Here is a 5,913-nt window from a genome sequence, read left to right on the forward strand (position 1 = left end):
GGTCCAGCACCGACACGAACTCCGACCAGGCTGCCGCGTCGAGCATGAACAGCCGGCGATCGGCGAGCACGTCGCGAGCATGAGCCAGCGTCGCGGTCACAGTGAAGTTAGTCAGGTCGGTCCCCTCGACTTCGGCAGCACGGCGAATCAGCGCGTCTTGCTCAGCAGTCAGGCGCACCGCGAACCGCTCGGTCTTCGTAGCCATACAGACCATTGTGGGCCTAACAGGCATACAATGCAACGCGACCTTGCTTGCGCCGCTTAACGGCGCCTCACATGCCGCCCGCTCGACGCAAACTTCCGAGGATGTCACCTGGGCGGTGCATGGCCGCTCAGTCGCGTTTCGCCGCGTAGCGCAGCAGGACCGCGCCGCACGGGAAAGCGCGGTTCTCCAACAGGCGCAGCGAGATCCATGACGGCAGTGTCGGGAAGAACGGTGTGCCGCCACCTCGACCGGGTCGCCACGTTCCAGGCGGGAGTTCCAGTCGACGGACTCCAGGGTGCGTGAGAACACCACCTTCGGCATGTCGCGCCAAATGGGAGCGAAGTCGACGATCAGAGGGGTGGCGTCCGGGGCCTGGTCGGCGGTCGGCCAGTACGCGGACATCAAGTCGTAGAGCCGCCGCCCGTAGAACGACAGGGCAGTCTCCCGCTCGAAGTCGTTCCAATACTGGTGGAGCTCTTCGCTCGGATCGGACCAGTTGATGTTGCCCAGCGAGTCGGCGATGTAGCCGTCCACCGACACGGTGAAGCCATAGATCAGTGTGCCCATGCAGCTCAGACTGCACCGGAGGGCAGAACTCATCGCGTCAACACACGGGAGGCTGCATCGGAGCAAAAGTGGGGACGGTGCCGCCATGGCGCCTCTCGGCGAGTGGTCGCACGTAGCGACTTGGTGGTTGGGGCCCGGGGCATGCCCGACACCGTCGAGACATAGAACGGCACCCGCCCCGGGAGTATTCCGGGCCCGCCGCCGACCCCCCGAGAGCGGCGGCGGGCGTCCGCATGTCAGGCGCTTTCCGCGTAGTAGACGCGACGTTCACGGACGGGAAAGCCGTTGCGCTCGGCCAGCGACTGGAGCTGCCGCAGAGCAAACGTCCGTCCGCGGCCGGCCTCGGGGACGTAGATGCCGGCCCAGAGGCCTTCCGCCCGGGGAAGTTCGCAGGCTTCCCGTGCGCACATCCACCGCCTGGGGCACGCTCGGCAGATGGCCTTCGCTTCGTCGTCGGCGGTCGTCGTCCACCGCTCGGGTTCCTGGGTGCACGCGCCGACCGGCGTCTCGTCCCACGGCATCACGTTCATCTTCCGTCGCTCCTCTGTGTGCTGGGGCGGCCCGTTCGCCGCGACGCTGCAAAAGGTAATCGACAAACCGTAGCGATGCAACAGTTAGTGCACTGGAACCGAAGCGCATCGGGTGGCGTGCTGGGGGTCCAGCCCGCGAAGTATACGGTCGAAACCACGCTTCAACAGCGAATATGCGCGCTCAGCGCCCAACCGTCCTCGCGCGAAGATATTGCCGAAATATGTAGCGTTGACGCGGTTGGTGAAGGCGAAAAGGTGTAGCTTTGACACGGAACCATCGCGGACCATCGGGCCGAGCCGTAGCGGCGGCATGGCTGATCGGTACGATGTCCGCGCCGATCCGACAAACCCAGCACGAGGAATCCCGGTAGATGACCAAGGCGGAGTCGATCGACGAATCGGCCGACGCATTGGACCCCGGGATGGTCAGGGCGGGGGCGGCCGCAGCCGCCCGCAGACGAGAGCTCGACATCAGCCAGCGCAGCCTCGCCGCCGACGGCATCATCAACGCCGGCGCGCTGATCGCGTTCGAGAAGGGCCGCAGCTGGCCGAGGGAACGGACCCGAGCAAAGCTGGAAGAGGTCCTGCGGTGGCCCCCCGGCACCATCACGAGGCTGCGCAAAGGGGAGACCCTGCGGTCCCCGGATCCTGTTGCTGCGCCGTCTGCCGCGGCCGGCGGCGACGAGGTGTCGCTGATCGCTCAGGCGGTCATCACGGCAGTCGGCACGTTCAACTCGACCGTCACCTCGCTGCCGCCCAGCGACGACCCGGCGTTCACGCCGCGGGTGACCGGCATCTTGTCGGATCTGCGTCAGCTCGAGGCAGTCGCTGCGCGTGCGGCGCGGATCGGGCGGGTGACGCCCGCGCTGATCAAGGCGCTGGGCACGGTCCGCAGCCTCTACGACGATCTGATGGTCCGCGCCGCAGGTGCGCCACACGCCACCCTCGGACAGCGGCTTTACGCCGCACGCCGCGCCGCGAACCTGACAGTGCTCGAAACGGCCCAGGCTGCAGGGGTTTCCGAGCAGGCGATCCAGCAGGCTGAAGCTGAGGAGCCGATCTCGGCGGCAGATGTCGGCGCCATCGAAGAACTGGTCGGGCAGATCGCCTGAGCGCCGGGATCAGAGCCGGTGCAACCGGCTGTCGCGCGTCGGAAAGTGTGACGCCAAGGCGGCACAGATCTCCAGAAACCGACGACGGGTGGGTTGCGACATCTCGCGGGTTCCGTCGATGACACCGCCCGGGCGAAGGTGCCCGTCGAACGGAACCTCGAACACCAGCTGCCCATGGCTCGAGAACTGTTGCGCGAGAATCGTCCTGGTGCGCTTGTCGGCATGGCCATCGGAGTCGTTGAGGACCACGATGGTGCGTTGCAGCAGGCCGGTCAGGCCGCGGTTGGCCAGCCAGTCCAGCGTCTGCCCGGCCGCCGCGGCGCCGTCCACCCACGGTGTGGACACCACGACCAGCGCATCGAGGTCGCGCAGGACCTCCTGGGTGACCGGCGTGTCCATCGTCGAGCTGCAGTCGATGACGGAGATGGTGAAGTGCCGATCGAGGCGAGCGGTCGCCTCGCGGTAGATGGCCGGGTCGAGCACCCGGCGCCGCGCCGGTGTCGCCTCACCCGCGAGCACGAACAACCCGGCGGCGTTGTGTCCGACCCTGCTGCGCACATCGGCGAACGTCTCCAGGTGCTGATCACCGGCCAGTTCCCAGAACGACCCCTGAGCCTTCGGGTCGACGCGGCTGCCGAGCTTGCCGAACGCGGTGTCGGCGTCCACGGCGACCACCCGGTCGTCCTGCCGCAACTCCGCGAGCACCGATCCGATGACGGCCGACACCGTGGTCTTGCCGGCGCCTCCCTTGCCCATGACACCGATCTTGAAGTGGCCGCGTAACGGCGCCCGGATCGTGGCTTCGAGCTCGGCGAGCCGGCGTTCCTCGGGGGACGGCCCGAGGTTGACCAGACCGAACGTGGCTTTGTACACGCCCAGCCGCCAACCCCGTCCGGGGGCGGGCTTACGGGCGGGAACCAACTCCTCGGCGCGGATGCGGTCGGCATAGGACCCGGGAGTCGGCTCGGGTTGGCCGGGCCACGGGGCGCCCCGTTGCCGCGGGTAGATGCCGGGTGGCGGCGGAGGCGGGGACGGACGAGTGGGTTGCGGCCCGGGCGCCGGGCGCAGCTGGTTCGGGCCTTCGGCACCGTGCAACGCCGGCTCGTGCCCCGGCCATCCCCGGTCTTGCCGCAGTGCGTCATCGCGGTTCGTCACAACGCGTCTCCTCCGTGTGGTCCGTCGCGGGCGCTGCGTCGTCGTCACCTTCGACTCAGCACCCGCAAGGCTAGCCGCCCGACATACCGAGCAAACTATCTGCAGGAGACTGCAGGGTCCGGACGGTGACTGTCACCGGGGGCGCCCAACGGGGGCCGACGGTAGCGCGACTCGACGCCTGTTGGCGGTCGGCTCGGGCCACGACCCATGTCAGTAACCCCCATCGACGTTTGCCGAAACCCATAACATGCAGTTCCAGAGCATTGTAGCTATTGCTGTATTGCACTGAGTGTCGGCAATCAGGGTGGCCGTACGTGACCGAAATTGTGCACGGGAGGGGGTCAACCCGCTGGTACGCTCCCGATGGGAAGGGGTGTGTACGGATGGGTCTGTTCGACGGAGCCGAGAACGTCGGCAAAGTTGTCAGCGATGTCGTTGACGGTCGCGCCCCGCTCGGGTCTTCGGTCCTGGACGCGGGGCGGTTGCTGATCGCCGGGATGCGCGGGACCATCGGCTCGGGCACCCCCGAACACGGCGAGTCGTTCAGGCACGGCGCAGTGCGATTCTCCGTTGCCGCAGAAGCGGTGAACGCGGCCTACCCAGGCGGAGAATGGCACGGTGCGGGCGCCGAGGCCTATGCGGCCGCAAACCGTCGACAGTCCGACCGCGCGATGTCGATGGCAGTGCTGGACCGCGACGTGCAGACCGTCATCGCACGGGAGGCCGACCAGGTGGCCTATCACCGCGCCCGGCTGGACGACCAGTCCGAATACCTGGGTGGCCTGAGCTACGCCACCTCGTCGATTGCCCGCATTCCCGGCGTGGGCGAGGCGATGAAGGCGGTATTCGAGTTGTCGGCGGTGAAATCCGCCCTGAGCGTCAGCAGCGCGGAACTCGATAAGCTCTCGCTGGAGGTCGGCGACAACGCCGCACACCTGCAGCAACTCGCCGGTGAATACTCGGCGCTGACGGAGAGCAAAGCAGCCCCGGTCGAACCCGACGACGTACCCGGACGGCCGGCGTCCGACGAGCCGCCAGCGTCCGAGCCGGTTGACTCCGCCGCTGAGCAGTCCCTACCGGTCGCGGAGCCGCTGCGGATCGCCGAGGTGACACCTGAACTCCCGCCGACTCACGTCACCGGCGGCGCGGCACCGTTGCCAGCCGACAGACCCGTGCCACCGGCGCCCACATCGGCGATGCCGACCGATGCGATGTCGGGTATGTCCTCGGCCTTCGGGCTCGTCGGCGGCATGATCGGATCGATGGTCGCCCCGATGGCAGCCGTGATGACCGGGGTCGCCGGGGCTGCGGGCCAGTCGTTGTCCGCGCTGACCTCGGCAGGGGGAGCCGACACCGGTGGATCCGTCGACGATGAGGCCGTCGCACGGACGCCCGCCGACGACCCGGCCGACGATGGTTCCGACCGGGACGTCGACACCGCAGACAGCGACGTCGGCGCCGGCGGCGCTGCGTCCACCGGCGTTGCCGAATCCCCGGGTTCACCGCCGCTGCCGCGGGGCGACGTGGAATCCGGGCCGCCGCCCGCACCGCCGGCGCCGACGAGACCGCCGCAATAGAGAGCAGGAGTTCCCCCATATGTCCCGTGCGTCAGTGCAGGTCACCACCGACCACCTCCGGACCCTGGCCGGCAGACACGGCCAGGCGGCGGTCGAATTCGGCCACGCCGGCGACTCGGTGTCCGGTGTGGACAGCGGGATCCGCACATCACACGGCACGATCGCGTGGTCCACTGCGCGCGCCGTCGAGGTGATCCAGCAGGCGAGACGTGATGCCGCCAACAGCGCCGCCGACCGATCGCGCTCCCTCGGAGACACCTTGGCGGCCGCTGCCGATGGTTATGAGACAACCGATTCCGACTCGGGGCACCACCTCGACGAACTGGCTCGGCGCGGCGCGCTGCGGCTGTCGCCATGACGGCCGGCGCGTTCTTCGGAGACAGTGAACCCACCCATTACGACGATGTGGTCGGGGTGGAAGTGACAATCGACGGCATGTTGGTCATCGCCGACCGTCTCCACCTCGTGGACTTCCCGCTGTCTCTGGGGATCCGGCCGAACATCCCCTATGAAGACCAGCGGGTCCTGGTGTGGGACCAGGTGACCCGGGACTTGACCGCGCAGGGGATTCTCACCGCGTTCGGCGACCCACATCCGGAGGTCGCTGCGATGGTCGACGCCCTGAGTCGGCCCGATCGAACCCTGGACTGCCGTTGGTGGCGCCGCGACGTGGGTGGCAAAATGGTGCGCTTCGTGGTGTGTCGCAAGGGGGAACGTCATGTCGTCGCCGCGCGCGATGAGGACATGCTGGTGTTGCAGCGGGTGGC

General features: G+C 68.1%; 6 protein-coding genes and 2 pseudogenes. 4 read left to right on the forward strand and 4 right to left on the reverse strand.

Features of this window, described 5'->3' with window-relative positions:
• The 3 genes and pseudogenes from WA944_RS06615 to WA944_RS06625 all read right to left on the reverse strand — a co-directional run.
• Positions 1 to 244: pseudogene (locus tag WA944_RS06615) on the reverse strand (type II toxin-antitoxin system TacA family antitoxin); the annotation flags it as partial.
• Between the two features lie 88 nt (positions 245 to 332).
• Positions 333 to 772, reverse strand: a pseudogene (locus tag WA944_RS06620) (dihydrofolate reductase family protein).
• Between the two features lie 236 nt (positions 773 to 1,008).
• On the reverse strand, positions 1,009 to 1,302 hold the full coding sequence (locus tag WA944_RS06625) for a WhiB family transcriptional regulator (RefSeq protein ID WP_163887527.1): 294 nt from the start codon (positions 1,300 to 1,302) through the stop codon (positions 1,009 to 1,011).
• 371 nt (positions 1,303 to 1,673) lie between these two features.
• Here WA944_RS06625 and WA944_RS06630 point away from each other — a divergent pair, with 371 nt between their 5' ends.
• Entirely contained in the window at positions 1,674 to 2,414 is a 741-nt protein-coding gene (locus tag WA944_RS06630; protein ID WP_526373575.1) for a transcriptional regulator, read from the forward strand.
• A gap of 9 nt (positions 2,415 to 2,423) precedes the next feature.
• Here WA944_RS06630 and WA944_RS06635 read toward each other — a convergent pair whose 3' ends face one another.
• Positions 2,424 to 3,569 carry a MinD/ParA family ATP-binding protein gene (locus WA944_RS06635; RefSeq protein ID WP_526608310.1) on the reverse strand — a complete coding sequence of 382 codons (1,146 nt, stop codon included), beginning with the start codon at positions 3,567 to 3,569 and terminating at the stop codon, positions 2,424 to 2,426.
• Between the two features lie 383 nt (positions 3,570 to 3,952).
• On the opposite strand from WA944_RS06635, the gene WA944_RS06640 reads away from it, so the two are divergent.
• The 3 genes from WA944_RS06640 to WA944_RS06650 all read left to right on the forward strand — a co-directional run.
• Entirely contained in the window at positions 3,953 to 5,146 is a 1,194-nt protein-coding gene (locus tag WA944_RS06640; protein WP_526608312.1) for an EspA/EspE family type VII secretion system effector, read from the forward strand.
• Between the two features lie 19 nt (positions 5,147 to 5,165).
• The gene (locus WA944_RS06645) at positions 5,166 to 5,504 is read left to right on the forward strand and encodes a type VII secretion target (RefSeq protein ID WP_526372468.1); all 339 of its coding nucleotides are present in this window, start codon (positions 5,166 to 5,168) and stop codon (positions 5,502 to 5,504) included.
• On the forward strand, positions 5,501 to 5,913 hold a 413-nt coding region (locus WA944_RS06650; RefSeq protein WP_526646617.1), incomplete at its 3' end, for an ESX secretion-associated protein EspG. The genes WA944_RS06645 and WA944_RS06650, both read left to right, overlap by 4 nt.

Origin of the sequence: Mycobacterium sp., assembly GCF_049683355.1 — a bacterium.
GTDB lineage: Bacteria > Actinomycetota > Actinomycetes > Mycobacteriales > Mycobacteriaceae > Mycobacterium.